Origin of the sequence: Streptomyces sp. NRRL F-6492 (genome assembly GCF_001280125.1) — a bacterium.
Lineage (GTDB): Bacteria > Actinomycetota > Actinomycetes > Streptomycetales > Streptomycetaceae > Streptomyces.
In genome coordinates this window covers 1-17791 of sequence record NZ_LGEG01000080.1, presented here as the reverse complement: position 1 = coordinate 17791, position 17791 = coordinate 1, and the positions used below count along the sequence as shown (strand labels likewise).

Genomic DNA, 17791 nt, shown 5'->3' with positions numbered 1-17791 from the left:
GGGGCCGTCTCAGACGTCGGCGGAGTGCCCCGGGGCGAGCCGGGAGTGGTCGGTGCCGCCGAGTTCGCCGATCTGGCGGTCGTAGATCGGCCGGGCGAGGTCGGTGAGCAGGGCGTCGTGGATGTCGTACGCCCGGCGCGGCTTCAGCTCGCGCACGTAGTCGATGACCTCGGAGATCTTGTTCCAGGGGGCCATGACGGGCAGCAGGAGCGTGTCGACGGGGTGGTCGGGCACGGTGAGCGCGTCGCCGGGGTGGAAGACGGAGCCGTCGACGAGGTAGCCCACGTTGGTGATGCGCGGGATGTCGGGGTGGATCACCGCGTGCAGCTCGCCGTGCACCTGGACGTCGAACCCGGCGGCCGTGAAGGCGTCGCCGTGGCCGACGGTGTGCACCCGGCCGGGGAAGGCCGCCGAGATCCGCTCGGCGACGCTGCGCAGCGTCCAGATCTCGGCGGCCGGGTTCGCCTCCAGGGCGGCCCGCAGCCGGCCCTCGTCGAAGTGGTCGGGATGCTCGTGGGTGACGAGCAGCGCGTCGGCCCCGAGGGCGGCGTCCCCCTCGGTGAACCCGCCGGGATCGAGGACGAGCGTCCGCCCGTCCTTCTCCAGCCGGACGCAGGCGTGGGACTTCTTCGTCAGCTTCACGCGTCCAGGCTACGCCGGGGGCGTGGTCTCCTCCGCGATGACGCGGGCGACGACCCGCAGGGCGGTCTCGGCGGCCGGGAGGCCGCAGTACACGCCCGCGTGGAGCACGATCTCGCGGATCTCGTCGGGCGAGAGGCCGTTGCGGAGGGCGGCCCGGGTGTGGTCCGCGAGGGCCTCCCGGTGGCCCCCGGCGAGGAGGGCGGTGAGGGTGACGGCGCTGCGGACGCGCCGGTCGAGGCCCGCGCGGCTCCAGACCTCGCCCCACTCGTAGCGGTTGACGAGCCCCTGGAGGGTGCCGTCGGGGTCCTCGGCGAGGGCCCGGTCCACCTGGGCGTCGCCGAGCACCTCGCGGCGCAGCCCGAGCCCCCGCTCGTACGGGTCGGGGCGGGCGTCCCCGGCGGGCTCGGCGGCCGGGGCGGGGGCCGCGGGCTCGGCGGCGGGCGCCGGTCCCGCGGGGAGCGGCGGCACGGTCAGGGTGCCGCTGGTGTCCTGGACCGTCCCGGCGAAGTGGTCGAGGAGCAGGTCGGTGACGGCGGCGGGCTGCTCGACGGGGGCGAGGTGGGAGGCGCCGGGGACGACGGCGAGCCGGGCGTCGGCGATGCCGGCGACCAGGGTGCGGGCCTCGGCGGGCCCGGTGACCTGGTCCTCGGAGCCGACGAGCACGAGCGCGGGGACGCCGACGCGGCCGAGGGCCTCGCGGACGTCGAAGACGGCGAGGGCCTCGCAGGCGGCGATGTAGCAGGCGGGGTCGGTCGTGCGGACCATCTGCACGGCCCAGTCGACGATGGCGGGCTGCGCGCCGGCGAAGAGCGGGGTGAACCACTGCTCGGGGGCGGTGCGGGCCATCGGCTCCAGACCGTTGGCCCGCACGATGACGCCCCGCTGCCGGAACTCGTCGGCGGTGCCGAACCGGGGCGAGGTGGCGACCAGGGCGAGCGAGGCGACCCGGTGGGGCGCCCGCAGCGCGAGGTCGAGCCCGACGGCCCCGCCGAGGGAGCAGCCCGCGTACCCGAAGCGCTGGATCCCGAGCGCGTCGAGGGTGGCGAGCAGCCGGTCGCCCAGCTCGGCGACGGAGCTGAAGGGCTGCGCGGGCGCGCCGCCGTGTCCGGGGAGGTCGAAGCGTACGATCCGCCAGTCCCGCGTGAGGTCGGGGATCTGCCGGTCCCACATGTGGAACGTGGTGCCCAGGGAGGGCCCCAGGACCAGGACCGGAGCGTCCTCTCGCCCGTCGACGCGGTGCTGCAGGGTGTTCGGTGGTGTCTCACTCACCCGCTAGACCCTCTCATCTCTCACAAGCTCTCACATCACCAGGTCGAACCTAGCGGCTCCCGCTCCGGCCGGGTGCCGGATCCGGCACCACCGACGATTCCCGTCCGCCCGCGCGGTCGCGGTGATTCGCTCGGGGCGAGTCCTGCGGGAGTGGCCGTGCTGCTGCCCGTCGGGGCGACCGGAGTCCGTTCGGACGGCTGCTCCGGGTCTCACCGGCTCCGCCCGGCTCGACTCACGACCTGACCGCCGCACGGCAGCACGGGATCGTCGAAGCCCTCACCGAAGCGGGACTCAGACGCTGGGCGGACGAGGCGGGTCAAGGCGTCGGCAGATTCGTCCGCTTACCGTTTCGGGGCCAGCGCCTCGACTCGTCCTCATACGCAGCGACGTTCCGAGCTGGGGCCGACGGCTTCGGAGGTCTCCGGCGCGTCGCGCCGGGCGCACGGGTGGAACTCCCCGCCCCGGAGCGCCGGTCCCCGCACACCCGGTCGCCGCTCCCGCGACGGTCACCGGGGCGCGTCGCCGCGCAGCAGCAGGGCGGCCAGTGCCAGGGCGCTGCCGCGGGGGGAGGCGACGTCGAGGCCGGTGAGTTCGGTGATCCTGGCCAGCCGGTTGTCCACGGTGTTGGGGTGCAGCCCGAGGCGGTGGGCGGTGCCGCGCCGGTCCAGCCGGTGTTCGAGGTGGACGCGCAGGGTCTCGACGAGTTCGGGCCGGTCACCGACGGGATCGAGAAGGGCGGCGATGCGGTCGCTGCTCTCGTCGTGGCGGGAGAGGTGGTACTCCAGCAGGACGTCGTCCATGCGGTGCGGGCCGGCGGGGCGTCCGCAGGCGCGGGCGACCCGGACGATGTCGGTGGCGGTGCGGGCGGCGGCCGGCACGTCCTGGGCCGTGGCGGCGGTGACCGCGGCCAGCCGGACGTCGTGACCGCACACCTGCCGGAGCCGGACGGCCAGCTCCTCGCAGGCGCGGACGCCGTCGGTGTCGTCCGTCCGCCGCGGAGCGATCACGTGGCCGCCGTCGACATCGAGCAGCGACACCGCCCCGGATCCGAGGGCGCGGTCGAGAACGGTCTGCACGCGGCGCACCCGGCGACGGTCCGCGACGGCCGAGGCCGCCGGATCCCGCTCCCGCGGGACGTGCAGGTGGACGACGAGAGCGGGGCCTTCGAGGCCCAGTTCCTCGAAGGCCCGCGCGGGAGGCAGCGAGCCGTCCAGCAGCCCGCGCACCAGGGACCGGTGGTGTTCGCGGCGTTCGGCGAAGAGCGCGGCCTGCTCGTCGAGGTAGGTCTCGGCGACGGCTCCGATGACGGCTTCGTGACCGCGCAGGAGGAGGTCGACGAGTTCCAGGAGCGCGGCTTCCTCCCCGGCGACGGCCTCGTCCCTGAGGGCCTGCCACAGGACGTGGACGGCCGTCGAGTGACTGCGCAGCAGCGTGTGCAGGGGCATGCCCTCGTCGGCGCGCTGGGCGGCGCGCTCCCGGAAGAGGCGGTAGTCCCCGTCGTCGTCCCGGGCATCACGCACGCGGTGCAGGAAGAGGCGCAGCCCGTGGCGGACCGTCGCGGCGACCTCCACGTCCTTCACGTCGGTGGGGAGGTCGCGGTACCCGGGGAGTCGTTCGAAGGATTCCCGGGCCATGCGGCGGGCGAGCTCGTTGACGCGGCTCTCGCACCGGGCGGCAAGGGCCTGGGCGGCGGGTGAGGGAGCCGGGTACGCGCCCTGGCGTCCGGGCGGCGGGGCACTCGGCATCGAGGCTTCCTCCCTGGGGGTTGTGACGGGTCACAGCCGATGCCGCGAACCACTGTGAAGACCGCGGGTGTCTCCCCGTCGGGCTCCGGCGCAGACTCTACAGACATCAGAGGGCCACGCGAGGGGACGCGGGACGCGGTCCCCGGGCTGACGTACGAGGAGCCGGGTGTTATGACGGAACACAGTGCGAGCGGTTACATGGAGTACGCGGACCGGGTCTGGTCCGGCGAGGAGTCGCTGCTGGCCCACTTCACGGGAGAGTTCGCCGACGGCGGTCTCGTGGCGGTCGGCGAGCGGACCGCGCTCTTCCCGGCCTTCGCGAACGTGTCGGTGTTCGACACCGGTGACGGTCTGGTGCTGATCGACTCCGGCGACATCCGGACGGCGTCCCGGCTGCACGCGTCGGTGCGCGACCACTCGGCGGATCCGGTGAGCGCGGTCGTCTACACCCACGGTCACGTGGATCACGTCTTCGGCCTGGCGCCGTTCGACCAGGAGGCGGCCGACGCGGGCACGGAGCGCCCCGAGGTCTTCGCCCACGAGGCGGTGGCGGCACGCTTCGACCGCTACCGCGAGACCGCCGGGTACAACACGTGGATCAACCGGCGGCAGTTCGGCGTCCCGTCCCTGCAGTGGCCGACGCAGTACCGCTACCCCGACACCACCTACCGGGACCGGCTCACCGTGCGCCGGGGAGAGCTGACCTTCGAGCTGGTGCACGCGCGCGGGGAGACGGACGACCACACCTACGTGTGGATCCCGGAGCTGCGCACCCTGTGCACCGGTGACCTGTTCATCTGGAACTCGCCGAACGCCGGCAACCCGCAGAAGGTGCAGCGCTATCCGGTGGAGTGGGCACGGGCGCTGCGCGACATGCAGGAGCTGGACGCCGAGGTCCTGCTCCCCGGGCACGGGGTGCCGATCCTCGGCTCCGACCGCATCCGTCAGGCCCTCGGCGACACGGCCGAGCTCCTGGAGTCGCTGTGCGACCAGACACGGGACCTCATGAACGCCGGGGCGCGTCTGGACGAGGTGCTGCACGGGGTGAAGGTTCCGCCGGGCCTCCTGGAGAAGCCGTACCTCCACCCGGCGTACGACGAGCCGGAGTTCGTCGTGCGCAACCTCTGGCGGCTGTGGGGCGGCTGGTACGACCAGAACCCGGCGCACCTCAAGCCGGCCCCCGAAGCGGCGCTGGCCGCCGAACTCGCCGACGCGGCGGGCGGCGCCCGAGCGCTGGCGGACCGGGCCGGGCAGCTGCTCGGCCTCGGCGAACTGCGCCTGGCGGCCCACCTCGCCGAGACCGCCGCCCTGGCCGCACCGGCCGACCGGGAGGTCGCCCGGATCCGGGCCGAGGTCTTCGCCCGCCGGGCCGAGCGGGAGACCTCGACGATGGCGCGCGGCGTCTTCAACTGGGCGGCCGCCGAATCCGCCGCCGTCGCCGAGGGCACGGACGTCGCCACCGAGCTGACGCGCAGCGACGAGGGGCGGCGACGGGCCGCGGGAGCCATCAGCGTGGGCGTCGTCGACGACGACGGCTGCGGATGCGGCACGCCCGCGGATGCCGACGCACGGCAAGGGGCGTGACCATGGAGGCGACCCACGTCCCGACGCGACCCACCGGGCCGGTGGTGACGGCGCCTGCCGGCCGGCAGGCGTGGACGACCACCTGGCTGCTGCTGGCCTTCATGCTGGTGAACTTCGCCGACAAGGCCGTCCTGGGCCTTGCCGGACCGGAGATCATGAAGGAGTTCGGTCTCGGCCGTCAGGAGTTCGGCACCGCCCAGGCCGCGTTCTTCGGCCTCTTCTCGCTCTCCGCCCTCGGCGTGTCGTTCCTGACGCGCAAGGTGCGCACCTCGGTGCTGCTCCTGGTGATGGGCCTGCTGTGGTCGGTCGCCCAGCTGCCGATGCTCTGGGCCGCGGCGGGCTTCGGGACGCTGATCGCGACGAGGGTGCTGCTCGGCTTCGCCGAGGGGCCCGCGGCCCCGGTGGCGGTCCACCACGTGCACGGCTGGTTCGAGCAGCGGGAGCGCACCCTGCCGACCGCGATCCTCATGGTCGGCGCTGCGGCGGGCGTCGCGGTGGCGGCGCCGACCCTGGGCGCGGTGATCTCCCACTTCGGCTGGCGATGGGCCTTCGGAGCGGCGGGCGCCGCCGGGCTCCTGTGGGCCGCGGTGTGGACGGTGAAGGGCGGGGAGGGGCCGCTGGCCCCGCCCGTGGGCCGTCGGGCGCCCACCGCGGACGGCGGATCCGGGCTCCCGGAGGTACCGCTGCGGAAGGTCTTCCTCTCCGGCACGTTCGTCACGGCGGCCCTGGGCGCGTTCGCCGCCTACTGGGTGATGAGCGCCAAGCTCACGTGGCTGCCGGACTACCTCCAGACGGTGGTCGGCTGGAACCTGAAGCAGGCCGGTACCGCGGTCGGCGCGGCGGCTGTCGCCAACGGGGCGGTCCTCCTGGCGCACGGGCTGCTGGCCCGCCGGGCCGCGCGGCGCGGCACCGGGGGAAGGCTGCCCGCCGGCGCCGGCGCCGGTCTGCTGCTGGTGGCCTCGGCGGTCGCGGTGACCGTGTTCGCGACCGCCGACGCGCTCTGGATCAAGGTCCCGATGATGTTCGGTCCGATGGCTCTGGCCCTGGTCATGATCACCGTCGCGCAGACGGCCATCGCCCGGATCACGCCGCCCTCCCAGCGCGGCGTCGTCCTCGGCGCCCTGGTGGCGGTCTTCGCCCTGGGCGGGATCGTGTCGCCCCTGGTGCTGGGCCGGATCGTGGACAGTGGCGCGTCAGCCGCGATCGGCTATCGGGACGGCTGGCTCGTCACGGCAGGTCTGCTGCTGGTCACCGGCCTCCTGGCGGCCCTCTTCATGCGCCCGGAGAAGGACGCGCGGCGCCTCGGCGTCCCGGAGTCCCCGGCCGCCGGGATTCCCGTCAGCCACTGAAAGGGCGGGAGCGCGGGCCCGCTGCTCAGGCCGGCCCGCCGGTCGCCGCCGAGACGGCGTCGTCCACGGTGCGGTGGAGGCCGTGCGGTCCGACGCGGTCCGCCAGGACGTGCCGGGCCAGGTCCCGTTCGGCGCGTGCCCGTACGTGCGCCACGTGCAGGGTGATGTCCTTCCTGGCCAGTTCCTCTCCCAGTTCGTCGAGCGTGTCGAGGACCGGGATGCCGAGCCGATAGCTGCCGGTCAGGTCCAGGACGACGGCTCGCGGGGGCGGGGAGGCGTCCGCGACCAGGTCACGGACGGCGAGGCGGACGCGGTCGACGTTGCCGAAGAACAGGCTGCCGTCGGGCCGCACGGCGAGCACGCCGGGGGTGGTGGCCGCGTCCGGGTGCTGCGCGGTGTCGGCGTACAGACGGGTGCCGGGCAGGCGCCCGAGGACGGCGACGTTGCGGCGGCCGGCGGCGGCGATGAAGAGGAGGAGGGAGAGCGCCACGGCCAGCAGCAGTCCGGGAAGCAGGTCGAAGAGGAGGACGCCGATCAGGGCGGTGAGCGCCACCCACAGGCTCTGCCGGTCCAGTGCCGCGTAACGGCGCAGTTCGTCCGTCCTCATGAAGCCGCGTACGGCCACGATCACGATGGCGCCCAGGACCGGTTCGGGCAGGTCGGTGAAGAGCGGGGTGAGGAAGGCCCCGGTCAGCAGGATCAGGCCCGCGGCGATCAGGGACACCATCGGGGTGCGGCCGCCCGCGCCGGTCGCCGCCGCGCTGCGCGAGGCGCTGCCCGAGACGACGAAACCCCGGACCAGGCCGACGGCGATGTTGCCGAGGCCGACCGCGACCATCTCCCGGTCGGCGTCGACCTCCTGGCCGTGTTCGCGCGCGAAGCGGTTGGCGATGCTGAACGCCTCGGCGAAGACCACCAGGGCGACGCCGAGCGCACCCGCCGACAGGGCGATCCAGTCCTCGGCCGCGATGCCCGGCAGGTGCGGTACGGGGACGGCCTGGGGAATCTCGCCCACGACGTCCACGCCGTGGTCCTTCAGGCCCAGGGGGGCGGAGAGGACCAGTGCGAGGGCGAGCACGATCAGCGCGGCGGGCAGGCGGGGCGCGAACCGTTCCAGCAGGAGCAGCAGCGCCAGCGCACCGGCTCCGACGGCGAGCGTGGCGAGCGACCAGTCGGGCGCCTTGCGCAGGATGGTCCACAGGCGCTCGAAGAAGTCGCCGTCCCCGCTGGAGACGCCGACGAGCTTGGCTCCCTGCCGGACGACGATGGTCAGGGCCATCCCGAACAGGAAGCCCACCAGAGCGGGCTCGGCGAGGAAGTTGGTGACGAACCCCAGGCGGGCGACGCCGGCGACCAGCAGCACCGCCCCGACGACGACCGCGAGAGCGGCCGAAAGGCCGACGGCGTCCTTCGGATCACCGCTGATGTCGGACACGGCCGCCGCCGACAGGACCGCCGCCGCCGACGTCGCGCCGACGATCAGGAAGTTGGACCGGCCGAACAACGCGTACACCAGCAGGGCCACCGGAGCGGCGTAGAACGCGTTCTGCGGGGGCAGCCCGGCGATCTGCGCGTACGCGACGCTCTCGGGGACGATGAGCGCCCACGCCGTGAGCGCCCCCAGCACGTCGCCCCGCAGCAGACCCTTGTGGTAGCGACCCAGCCAGTCGGCCACCGGCCGGTTCCGGTGTTCCTGTCCGGCGCTCACGCGGACGACCTCGGAGAATCCCTCGTGAGCCGCATGGCCGGCTCCTTCGCTGCGTCCGGTTCGTGCCCGAGGGGCAGGGCTGCGGATGCGTCCCACGAAGTAGCGTGACATTTTGAAGCGATATGTGCGCTCTGTGCGAGGAGGCCGGTGTGTCGGAGCTGACGGTCGAGGAGGCGCGGCGGACCGCGGCCGAGGGCTGGATCTGGGGGTACGCGCTCCTGGAGAACTACCGGACGATGTACCCGCAGGCGGTCGACTCCGACGACCCCCGGTACGTGGGGGGCTTCGGCCGCTTCCGGCACTACTCGGAGCCGTTCACCCCGGCCAACACCGACGTGGTGACCCCGAACAACGACACCCCCTACTCGTGGGCCTGGCTGGACCTGCGCGCCGAGCCCTGGGTGATCTCGGTGCCGGCCGTGGACCGGTACTACGTCCTGCCGCCGCACGACCTGGACACCTCCTACGTCGGCTACGTCGGCGCCCGTACGACCGGCCCGGAGGCGAGCGACCACCTGGTCGCCGGGCCCGGCTGGGACGGCGTCGTTCCCGAGGGCATCACGGGCGTGCTGCGCGCCGACACCTTCCTGGTCGGCATCCTGGGCCGCACCTGTCTGGCCGGCCCCGACGACGTACCGGCCCTGCGGGCGATCCAGGAGCGGTACCTCCTCCGGCCGCTGTCGGAGTTCACCGGCACCGCCGCACCGCACCCGGTCGAGGAGCCGGTGTGGCCGGTCTGGCGGGAGGAGGACCTCGACACCGTCGAGTTCTTCACCCTCCTCGACTTCCTGCTCCGGTTCTTCCCCGTCCTCGACGGCGAGCGGGAGCTGCGGGACCGGCTCGCCGCCCTCGGAGTGACGGGCGGCGGCGAGTTCGAGCCCTCGGCCCTGAAGCCCGAGATCCGCGCCGCGATCGAGCGGGGCGTCGCGGACGCCCGCGCGCGTCTGGAGGAGGCGAAGAAGGACGCCGCCGACTCCACCCACTGGTTCGGCACCCGCGCCGAGCACGGCGACGACTACCTGACCCGCGCCGTCGGCGTCGACAAGGGCCTGTACGGCCTGCCGGCGGCGGAGGCGTGGTACGCGGGGTGGGCCCAGGACGACCAGGGCAACCGGCCGCCGAACGCCTCCACGCACGACCACGTCATCCGCTTCGCCCCCGGCGCGCTGCCGCCCGCCCGCTCCTTCTGGTCGGCCACGATCTACCGGCTGCCCGAACGGCTCCTCGTCGCCAACGAGATCGACCGCTACTCGATCGGCGACCGCACTCCCGGGCTGGTCCACGACGACGACGGCGGCCTCACCCTCTACGTGCGCAAGGACCGCCCGACCGAGCCGAAGCAGGCCGCGAACTGGCTGCCCGCGCCCGACGGACCCTTCACCATCGCCATCCGCGTGTACGGTCCCGAGCCCTCGGTCCTCGACGGCACCTGGACCCTGCCCGCCCTGAGCGTCGACGCCTGACAGGAGCCGACCGTGAACAGCCAGACCAGTCCGAGCAGCACCGACAGCCGTGCCGCCGGCGGCCTCGCCGACCTGGCCGCCGACGCGTACGTCTACGGCTACCCCCTCGTCTTCGACGTGTCGATGATCTCCGCGTCCACGCACAAGGGCTTCGGCTCGCTGCCGCCCACCCCCTTCAACCGCTTCGGGCACTCCACCAAACTGGCCACCCCCGACGCCCACTTCGTGTCCGTCAACAACGACACCGTCTACTCCATCGCCCAGGTCGACCTCTCCGGCGGCCCGCTCCTCCTCCACGTCCCGGACACGGCCGGCGCGTACTACGTCCTGCAGTTCGTGGACGTGTGGAGCAACAACTTCGCGTACCTGGGAAAACGCGCCACCGGTACGGAGGAGGGCGACTGGCTCGTCGTCCCGCCCGGCTGGTCCGGCACCGCGCCCGACGGGGTGCGCGGGGTGATCGAAGCACCGACCGCCGTGATCTCCGTCATCGGCCGCAACGCCTGCGACGGCCCCGACGACATGCCCCGGGTACACGCCCTGCAGCAGCGGCTCACGCTCACCCCGCTCGACGCGCCGACCGCCCACCGCACGGGTCTGCCGGCGCCGGATCCCGACGTGCCCGAGGAACTGCGCTTCTACGAGCGGATGCGCGTCTGGATGGCGGACTTCCCGCCCGCCGGCCCCGACCAGGACCACCAGGAACGCTTCCAGCCCCTGGGCCTCCTCGAAGAAGGCCCCTCGCCGTACGTGAACGCCGACCCCGCCCTCGTCAAAGCCCTCACCGAGGGGCTCGCCGCCGGCAAGGCGCGCGTCGAGGCCGCGTCGAAGCCGTCCGCCGACGGTGACCGTCCCCCGGGCGCCTGGGAGGCGAACCCCCACCTGTTCGACTACAACCTCGACCACTTCGGCATCGGGACGATCGACGCACCGGAGTGGAAGACCGCCGACCGGGAGGCGTCCTACCTCGTACGGGCCGCCGCGGCGCGGGCCGCGCTGTGGGGCAACCACGGCTACGAGGCGGTGTACGCGCACACCTTCACCGACTCCACCGGCGAGCGGCTGAACGGGGCCCGGTCCTACACCCTGCGCTTCGAGCAGCCCCCTCCCGTCGAGTCGTTCTGGTCGGTGACCATGTACGACACCCCCGACTACTACCTCGTCGCCAACCCGGCCGGCCGCTACTCGCTCGGCGACCGCACTCCCGGCCTGGTGTACGGCGAGGACGGTTCGCTGACCGTCGTCATCCAGCGGGAACGCCCCGACGACCCGGCCGAGGCGGCGAACTGGCTGCCCGCCCCGGAGGGCGACTTCCGGCCCATGATCCGTCTCTACACGCCCGGGCGGTCCGTCCTCGACGGCACCTACCGGCTGCCGCCCGTCGTGGCGAGGGGGTGAGGCCGCCGTGGGAGACGCCGTCGGGCAGATGCTCGCCTCCGCGGTCGGCATCGCCATCAGCCCCCTGCCGCTGATCGCCGTGATCCTCATGCTGGCCACCCCCGAGGGCCGGGGCAACGGCATCGCCTTCACGGCGGGCTGGCTGGTCTCGCTCGCCGCGCTCGTCACGGTCGTCGTCCTCGTCGGCTCGGGCGGCGACGCCTCCGGCGGCGACGACGGTCCGGCCTCCTGGACGCTGTGGCTGAAGCTGGGGCTCGGCGTGCTGTTCCTGCTCATGGGCGCCAAGCAGTGGAAGGACCGGCCGAGGGAAGGACACGCGGCCGGGCAGCCGGGCTGGATGAAGGCGATCGACACCTTCACCCCGGGCAGGTCGGCCGGACTCGCCGCCGCGCTCGCCGTCGCCAATCCGAAGAACCTCGTCCTCGCGGTCGGCGGCGCCGTCTCCATCGCCGCGAGTACGGCCTCGACGGGCGGTAAGGCGGTCGCCGCCGTCCTCATGGTGCTGATCGCGTCCCTGTGCACCCTGCTGCCACTCGGCGTCTACCTCCTCGGCGGCCGGAAGTCGGCGAAGGTGCTCGGCGAGTGGAAGGCGTGGATGGCCGCCCACAACGCGGCCGTCATGACCACCGTCCTGATCGTCCTCGGCGCCAAGTACACCGGCGACGCGATCAGCGGGCTGGCGGGCTGAGCCCCTGACGGCAGTACGTGACGGGCGACGAGCCCGGAATCGCCGGCGGCGGGGAGCGACAACGGACGGTCGGCCCGCCTCCGGGACGGAGGGCCGGTGCGGGCTCGCCGTGGTGGGCGCGGACGATGCCGACGGCGGCATCGTGTGGCTGCTCGCCCCTGAGGCGGACCGGGAGGGACACGTGGGTCCCGGTGACATCGCCAAGGACCCCACCGCAGCCCGCCTGTGCAGGCAGTGTGGTTCGCTTGGTGTCGTATCAGTGGGCGAGGAGAGGGCGCGGGCGAGTGGCGGAGACGGATTTCGCGGGCGGGCTGCGGGCGGACGGCCTGCCGGCCGCGCTGTCGGATCCCAGGCGCCTGGCCGCGGTGGAAGCCACCGGCCTGCTCGACACCGGTCCGGAGGAGGTCTTCGAGGACCTGGCCTCGCTGGCCGCGAGGATCACCGGGTCGGGGCGGGCGTTCGTGACGCTGGTCGACGCGGACCGCTCGTTCTGGAAGGCGTGCGTCGGCGTGGATGCCGACGCGCTCGCCGACCGGCAGAACACCCGGTGGGACAGAGCTTCTGCTACTTCCTGGTCGGGCTGGAAGGGCAGCCGTTCCTCGTCGAGGACGCCGCCACCGACCCGCGCACCGCCGGCCATCCGTCGGTGGGGCCGATGCACATCGGAGCCTGGGCCGGCTACCCGCTGCTCGATCCCCAGGGGCGGGTGCTGGGCAGCTTCTGCGTGATCGACGACTCCCCCCGCGTCTGGTCCCGGGCGGACCTGGAGACGCTGGCGACCCTGGCCCGCTCGGTCTCCGCGGAGATACACCTGCGCCAGAGCCTGACCGCGGCCCAGGACGCCCACCAGCGCTCGGCCGACCTCGCCCACACTCTGCAGGCCGGACTGCTGCCCCCGCGGCTGCGCACGATCCCCGGCGTGGAGACCGCCGCCTCCTACCTGCCGGCCTCGAACCGGCACCGCGCCGACATCGAGGTCGGCGGCGACTTCTACGACCTGTTCCACACCCACGGTGCGAACTACGCCGCCGTCCTGGGCGACGTGTGCGGCAAGGGTGTGAAGGCCGCGCAGGTCAGCTCGATGGCCCGCTACACGATCCGCGCCGACGGGGGCGAGGCCGGGTCCCCGGCCGAGCTGCTCGACCGGCTCAACACCGCCCTGATCGCCCAGAAGGCCCCGCGGTTCCTCACCGCCGTCTACACCACCTTCCACCTCACCCCCACCGGCCTGTCCGGCACCATCGCCCTGGCCGGACACCCCCCGGCACTGCTCCGGCGTGCCGACGGAACCGTCGAATCCCTCGGCACGCCGGGCACCCTGCTGGGCATCATGAACACGCTGACGCTGACCGACGTGTCCTTCCACCTCGCACCCGGTGATCTGCTCCTGCTCTACACCGACGGCGCCACCGAAGCCCGTCCCCGTCCCGGGACCGCTCCCGAGGACGCGCAGGCGATCTTCGGCGAGGAAGACCTCGCCCTGGCCCTGGCGGCCAGCCGCGGCATGGACGCCGCCGCGACCATCACCCACCTCACCGGCGTCCTGGGCACCCATCACGGCGGCTGGGCCAGCGACGACACCGCCCTGCTCGCCCTGTACGTTCCTCCCACGGCCTGACCGCGCGTTCTGCGGTGGCGAATGTCCGAGAGGCTGGGTCCATGGACGACGGTGCAGAACCCTCATCCGGTGACCTGCTTGTCCCGCATCTGGTGGGCGACCTGCCCGCCCGACACGGTGGACGGGGCTCACCGTCGACGGCGGCCCAGGAGTCCTGCGGTGACGGGCGGGCGTCGCCTGTTCAGGTGCCGACGGTGGTGACGCCGAACATCAGGGTCCGACGACTGACGTCATAGTGCACGGTCGGCGTGCTGCGCAAGAGGTCCTGGAGCACGTCGGCGTCGTCGACGTCGACGGTCAGCACCTCTTCCCAGGCGCCTTCGTCCAGGACGAGTTGCAGGGTGAGGGTGCCTCGGGCCGCGGGCTCACCGGCGACCCAGCTGAACTGGTAGTGGCTGAGCTGGCGCACCTTGATGCTGTCGTCCGTGACCGGCTGCGTCACCTTCGTCGTGGCGGCTCTGGGCATGATGGTTCTCCTTGCGTGAGGGATGCGGGTACGGGCAGCCGGCGACTGGAGCAGGAGACATGGCCCCCTACAGCCGCGGGCTTGGGACTCAGACTCAGGGTGACCAGCAGCGCCCGCCAGGCGAGACGTCCACTCGGCCGAGTCCTGTCCTGCGGATCCGTCTACGACAGCACCAGTACCGTTCACGAACCCCTGTCGAGCAGTGCGACACCGCGCCCCAGGTCGTCACCACCACCGGAACACCGGCGGGGAAGCACGTCGGGGCATCCGGCGGTCCAAGTGGCGCATCCCGGCGTGCGAGCGAAGACGGGCGCTGGTGGAGTCTGCGGTGTCCCTGACCTCCACTTCCTGGAAAGAGATCGCGCCGTCCTTCCGTAAGACCTTCGTCGCCGTCGCTCTGGCTGCTGCCGCGGTGATGGCCGAGGCCGAGCGGCCTGGCCGTCTGCCGGTCACGGCTACCACCACCGGCGACATCGAGTACCGGGCTCCGCCCCTTCCCGACACCTCGTCTCTCCGCATCGTGGCCGGCATGCGGCAGGGCACCTTTATGGACTCCAGCGGCATCAACATCCTCATCGCCGCCCACCGCACCCTCACCGAAGCCGGTGGCTGGCTGCGCCTGGCCGGAACCCCCACCGGCGTCATGCGCACCATCGGCATCGCCGGCCCCGACAGCGCCATCGACTGCCACGAAACCCTCAGTCGGGCGCTCAAGAGCTGATACTCCCGCGCACGCCCGCTATCACCGCGGCCCGGCGCTGCCGGAAACTCGGGCGGCAGCCCCGGTGGGCGTTGACGGCCAGCAGTCCGCCACCGCCGAACAGGTGCGCGCCGACGGCGGCGGCGTTGACCGGTGTCCGCTTCGCCCAGCCGGCGGATGCGATCCGGTCCGTGGCCGTGTCGGTTGCGCCTTCCTCCCCGGCGGCGCCGTCGAGGCCGACCGCGCCCATCAGGGAGCCGCCGAACCGGACGGCCAGGCCCACATCGTGCAGGCTGCGGATCAGCGTGTCGCGTTCAGACATGACGGTCCTCCTTGAAGGAGGTGGGACGGGGTGCGGCCGACGAAGATCCTCGGGAAGGCGGGCAGGGGCGGCCGACGAAGGCGTTGAGCGCCGTTCGCCCCGGCCGTGTTTCGGCGGGAGCGCCGTCACGGCCGGCCCGAACAGTTCTTCTCAGGGATCTCGGCGCCTTGGAGCAGAGCCGGAGCGGTCAGTGCTCGTCGGCCGTGGAACGGTGGCCGCGTGCGCCATGGCGGTTGTCGGTGCGGTCGCGGGCTGCGGCGCCGGCGATGAGGCTGCTGGTGATGGAGCGGGTGCGGGCGGCGTCACCGGCGACGCCCCAGGGGGCGAAGCAGGTCCGGACGCCGATGACGACGGCGGCCCAGGCCATGGAGCGGGTACGTTCGCAGGAGTTGCCGAGACCGCCCACGAGCAGCGCGTAGGCCAGGGTGGTGAAGCCGTTGAAGCCGGCTATCCACGGGGACGCCCGGGCCCGCAGCTCCACCAGGTCGGGATGCTCTTCGACTAAACAGCCATATGCGGCAAAAAGCCGGACTGATTTCCCCCACGGCATCCTTGACTCGATACGCCATGGATGCGATGCCCGCGCGTCAGTCGGCGGGTTGCAGGTGGGCGAAGACGACGAGGTTCTCGGTGTAGTCCTTCGCCGTGCGGTCGTAGGCACCCGCGCAGGTGATCAGGCGTACGAGCGCGGCGGGGGTGTCGTCGTAGACGCGCCGGTCGGGAAAATTGCCCTTGTGGAAGCTTTCGACGGAGTCGGTGAGGAAGACCGCGGTGGTGCCGTCGGCGCGTGTGACCTCGAAGGTGTCTCCGGCGTCGAGTTCGCTGAGGCGGGCGAAGACGGCCGGGGCGGTGGCGGTGTCGAGATGGCCGGCGATCAGGGCGGTGCCCCGCTCTCCGGGAGAGGTGCCGGCAGCGTGCCAGCCGACCAGGTTGGTGTCATCGGCCGGAGGCGGATCAAGAGCCCCGGAAGGACCGATCCGCAGGTCGGTGAACGGCGCGTCCACCCCGATCCTGGGAATCCTCAGGCGTACGGGAGCCGATCTCGGCATCGCCGGGCCGACCGGCGGGGCACTGTTCGACGAAACACGACGTGAGGTGTCCGGGGCGGGCGGCACGACAGGCCGCGGTGCGGCAGCGGGAGCGTGTCCGGCCGCGAAAGGGGCCGCGGGGCCGGGCGGCACGGTCGTATCCGACGAGAACACGCCCGGGCCGAAGACTGCCAGGAGCACGACCAGCACCAGCGTCCAGAACACCGTCGGGACAACCCACCGAGCGGTGCGACGGGGCGCTCTCGCACCGGCGGATTCTGGTCGGGTCTTCACCACGGATACCTTTCGAATGCGCGAGCCGGGTGCAGGCGGAGTGGGGAACGTGTGGGCCGGGGCTCGCGAGGAAGCGGCTCGCGAGCCCCGGCCGGGTGTCACGCGGTGGCGCCCGCGGCCTTCTTGCGTCGGTAGAGGACGAACGCGGCCACTCCGCCGGCCAGCACCACGGCGCCGGTCACGTTCGTGCCCGAGCTCGCCAGGCCACCACCGCCGGTGTGCATGCCGCCCTGGGGCTTGTCGTGCTCCTTGCCCCAGTCCTTCTCGTGGTCCTTCTCGTAGTCCTTCTGCTCCGGCTTGGACTCGGGCTTGGGCTCGGTCTCCGGCTTGGACCAGTCGTCGGCGTTCACCGCGGTGAGCGCGCCGCCGCCGGTGTGCATGCCGCCGTGCGGCTTGCCGTGGTCCTTCTCGCCCTTGTCGTGGTCCTTCTTGTCGTGGTCGCGCTTCTGGCTGTGGGCGGAGTCGTCCTTGGACCAGTCGTCGCCGGTGGTGAGGGCGTACGCGCCGGGCGTGGTGATCGCCAGAGCTGCGGCGGTGGCGGTGGCGGCGAAGAGAATGCGGGCAGAGCGCATCGATGGCTTCCTTCCGTACGCTGCGCCGGCCGACCTGCTGTCAGCTCTTCACACACAGCGACATGGCCCACCGTCAGCCGCCGCTCATACGGCTGCCACTTGAGGTACTGCATCCGGGAAGCCGACATGGCCCTGCAGAGCCGAAAGGGCGTCAGCAATACGCCCGGAAGCGTCTGCGTACCGCCTCGCCATGGCATCGGTGGCTGCCTGGAAGGACCGCCGGACAAGGCCGGCCGCGTGCTGTTCGGACGCCGTCCCTCACCGCGTCGGCTCGATGCCGCGGACTTTCAGGACGACCTGTTGTGTCGGCGCGGGTGGTGTGTCCTGGAGGCAGCAGAGCAGCGAGGGCGGCAGCATTCCCTGCCAGCCCAACAGCCGTGTCTCGGGCCTTCCCGGTTCGCCGCGTACCTCGAGACCGGGCACGGAGGTGCTCTGCCAGCCGTCGTCCGACATCCGCGTGTCGGGTGGGCCGGGGACGGGCCGGTGCAGCCCGCCCCCGTCGTCTTTGCTGGTCAGTGCTGGTCGAGCGGGAGGGCGACGTCGACGACCTGGCGGTCCGTGGGGAAGGCGCCGACGAGGTCGGCGCGACCGTTGAGGACGTTGACCTGGTAGAAGCGCTGCTTTCCGCCGGTCGTCAGGGCCGCGAAGCCGCGGTTGGTCCCGTTGGAGGGCTTGTAGTAGATGTCGAAACCGGCCGAGGGACCGGCGTTCACGCCGAGGTTGCCGGTGGGGGCGAGGGTTCCGGCGTTGGCCGGGGACTGCAGCGAGACGCGGTCGTTGGTGGTGTCGACGTCGAACAGGGTGGTCGCGGTCGCCGCGTCGAGGTCGTTGTTGGTGTACGCCGCTCCGGTGACGCCCAGGGCGGTGGACGGCGGCGTGGTGGGGTTGGTGAGGGTGCCGTCGACCGTGGTGGTCCTCGGGGCGGCCGGGTCGTCGATGTTGTGG

16 protein-coding genes and 1 pseudogene are annotated in these 17791 nt (G+C 72.8%); 7 read left to right on the top strand and 10 right to left on the bottom strand.

What is annotated here, in order from left to right:
- Positions 1-9: 9 nt before the first annotated feature.
- The 3 genes from ADL08_RS08905 to ADL08_RS08895 all read right to left on the bottom strand — a co-directional run bounded on the left by ADL08_RS08905 (position 10) and on the right by ADL08_RS08895 (position 3656).
- Positions 10-642: an MBL fold metallo-hydrolase gene (locus tag ADL08_RS08905; protein ID WP_053641528.1), complete on the bottom strand. Its 633-nt coding sequence runs from the start codon at positions 640-642 to the stop codon at positions 10-12.
- Positions 643-651: 9 nt separating this feature from the next.
- Positions 652-1911 (bottom strand): alpha/beta fold hydrolase, encoded by a 1260-nt coding sequence (locus ADL08_RS08900; RefSeq protein ID WP_053641527.1) that lies wholly within the window; start codon positions 1909-1911, stop codon positions 652-654.
- Positions 1912-2417: 506 nt separating this feature from the next.
- Positions 2418-3656, bottom strand: coding sequence for a PucR family transcriptional regulator (locus ADL08_RS08895; protein ID WP_053641526.1), 1239 nt, complete (start codon positions 3654-3656; stop codon positions 2418-2420).
- A 171-nt stretch (positions 3657-3827) separates the two neighbouring features.
- Here ADL08_RS08895 and ADL08_RS08890 point away from each other — a divergent pair, with 171 nt between their 5' ends.
- Entirely contained in the window at positions 3828-5240 is a 1413-nt protein-coding gene (locus ADL08_RS08890; protein WP_053641525.1) for an alkyl sulfatase dimerization domain-containing protein, read from the top strand.
- A 2-nt stretch (positions 5241-5242) separates the two neighbouring features.
- Positions 5243-6589 carry an MFS transporter gene (locus tag ADL08_RS08885; protein WP_053641524.1) on the top strand — a complete coding sequence of 449 codons (1347 nt, stop codon included), beginning with the start codon at positions 5243-5245 and terminating at the stop codon, positions 6587-6589.
- Positions 6590-6614: 25 nt separating this feature from the next.
- Here the strand turns inward: ADL08_RS08885 and ADL08_RS08880 are convergent, their stop codons facing one another.
- Positions 6615-8297 (bottom strand): SulP family inorganic anion transporter, encoded by a 1683-nt coding sequence (locus tag ADL08_RS08880; RefSeq protein WP_159043094.1) that lies wholly within the window; start codon positions 8295-8297, stop codon positions 6615-6617.
- A 149-nt stretch (positions 8298-8446) separates the two neighbouring features.
- Here ADL08_RS08880 and ADL08_RS08875 point away from each other — a divergent pair, with 149 nt between their 5' ends.
- From ADL08_RS08875 to ADL08_RS08860, 4 genes are all read left to right on the top strand, one after another.
- The gene (locus ADL08_RS08875; protein WP_053641523.1) at positions 8447-9760 is read left to right on the top strand and encodes a DUF1254 domain-containing protein; all 1314 of its coding nucleotides are present in this window, start codon (positions 8447-8449) and stop codon (positions 9758-9760) included.
- Between the two features lie 12 nt (positions 9761-9772).
- Positions 9773-11158: a DUF1254 domain-containing protein gene (locus tag ADL08_RS08870; protein ID WP_053641522.1), complete on the top strand. Its 1386-nt coding sequence runs from the start codon at positions 9773-9775 to the stop codon at positions 11156-11158.
- Positions 11159-11165: 7 nt separating this feature from the next.
- Positions 11166-11846, top strand: a complete 681-nt coding sequence (locus ADL08_RS08865) for a GAP family protein (protein ID WP_053641521.1) — start codon at positions 11166-11168, stop codon at positions 11844-11846.
- A gap of 547 nt (positions 11847-12393) precedes the next feature.
- Complete coding sequence (locus ADL08_RS08860; RefSeq protein WP_234352062.1) at positions 12394-13464, top strand: PP2C family protein-serine/threonine phosphatase; 1071 nt, start codon at positions 12394-12396, stop codon at positions 13462-13464.
- A gap of 181 nt (positions 13465-13645) precedes the next feature.
- On the opposite strand, the gene ADL08_RS08855 is transcribed toward ADL08_RS08860, so the two are convergent.
- Positions 13646-13930: a hypothetical protein gene (locus ADL08_RS08855; RefSeq protein WP_053641520.1), complete on the bottom strand. Its 285-nt coding sequence runs from the start codon at positions 13928-13930 to the stop codon at positions 13646-13648.
- 328 nt (positions 13931-14258) lie between these two features.
- Here ADL08_RS08855 and ADL08_RS08850 point away from each other — a divergent pair, with 328 nt between their 5' ends.
- Positions 14259-14651 (top strand): STAS domain-containing protein, encoded by a 393-nt coding sequence (locus tag ADL08_RS08850; protein WP_053641519.1) that lies wholly within the window; start codon positions 14259-14261, stop codon positions 14649-14651.
- 61 nt (positions 14652-14712) lie between these two features.
- Here the strand turns inward: ADL08_RS08850 and ADL08_RS08845 are convergent.
- The 5 genes and pseudogenes from ADL08_RS08845 to ADL08_RS08825 all read right to left on the bottom strand — a co-directional run.
- Positions 14713-14952 (bottom strand): annotated as a pseudogene (locus ADL08_RS08845) (hypothetical protein); the annotation flags it as partial.
- A gap of 187 nt (positions 14953-15139) precedes the next feature.
- Positions 15140-15433 (bottom strand): SPW repeat domain-containing protein, encoded by a 294-nt coding sequence (locus tag ADL08_RS08840; RefSeq protein WP_053641518.1) that lies wholly within the window; start codon positions 15431-15433, stop codon positions 15140-15142.
- A gap of 106 nt (positions 15434-15539) precedes the next feature.
- Entirely contained in the window at positions 15540-16205 is a 666-nt protein-coding gene (locus ADL08_RS08835) for a class F sortase (protein WP_053641517.1), read from the bottom strand.
- Between the two features lie 167 nt (positions 16206-16372).
- Entirely contained in the window at positions 16373-16846 is a 474-nt protein-coding gene (locus ADL08_RS08830) for a hypothetical protein (RefSeq protein WP_053641516.1), read from the bottom strand.
- Between the two features lie 512 nt (positions 16847-17358).
- On the bottom strand, positions 17359-17791 hold a 433-nt coding region (locus ADL08_RS08825), incomplete at its 5' end, for a DUF4394 domain-containing protein (protein WP_159043093.1).